Source organism: Aeromonas sp. MR19 (assembly GCF_963899305.1).
Lineage (GTDB): Bacteria > Pseudomonadota > Gammaproteobacteria > Enterobacterales > Aeromonadaceae > Aeromonas > Aeromonas bestiarum.
In genome coordinates this window covers 1-569 of the sequence record NZ_CAWQWZ010000026.1, presented here as the reverse complement: position 1 = coordinate 569, position 569 = coordinate 1, and the positions used below count along the sequence as shown (strand labels likewise).

At 48.0% G+C, this 569-nt stretch carries 1 protein-coding gene; it reads left to right on the top strand.

Annotated features, from left to right (window positions below):
* Positions 1–212, top strand: a 212-nt coding sequence (locus tag AACQ95_RS14370; protein ID WP_241281097.1) for a hypothetical protein, incomplete at its 5' end; no start/stop codon positions are given.
* Between the last annotated feature and the right edge of the window lie 357 nt (positions 213–569).

Below are 569 nucleotides of genomic sequence, written 5' to 3'. Positions count from 1 at the left end.
CCCACACAGATTGCTTGATTCAAATTGTTAAAGAGCGACGCAACAGTGTGTTGCTGCGGGAGTGGAATTCTACTCAACCGCCTTCTCGAGTCAAGCCTTATTTTCAAAGGCTTTTCGAGGCACCGACAGGCTTGTTTGCGTTGCCGCTTGCCCTGTCGATGTGGCGCATTATAGAGAGATTGATCGCGTTGGCAAGGGTCGCAATGCAATAAAACTGCAAAAATCGGCACTTATTTAGTTATTCATAACCAACCACAGCTTTTGTACAAACTTATCCACAGAAACCAGCATTGGGAGGGTTAAGAACATCTATTTTTCTCTGCTTTGCAGCGCAGCACATCTCACACACAAGCCATCCGTCTCGACACGACACCCTGATGCCAGGTATGAGAAGCATCATAACGATGCATATAGGCGAATAGCTTATATAAGAAGGCAGTTGAGGCAGTTGAGGCAGTTGAGGCAGTTGAGGCAGTTGAGGCAGTTGAGGCAGTTGAGGCAGTTGAGGCAGTTGAGGCAGTTGAGGCAGTTGAGGCAGTTGAGGCAGTTGAGGCAGTTGAGGCAGTTGA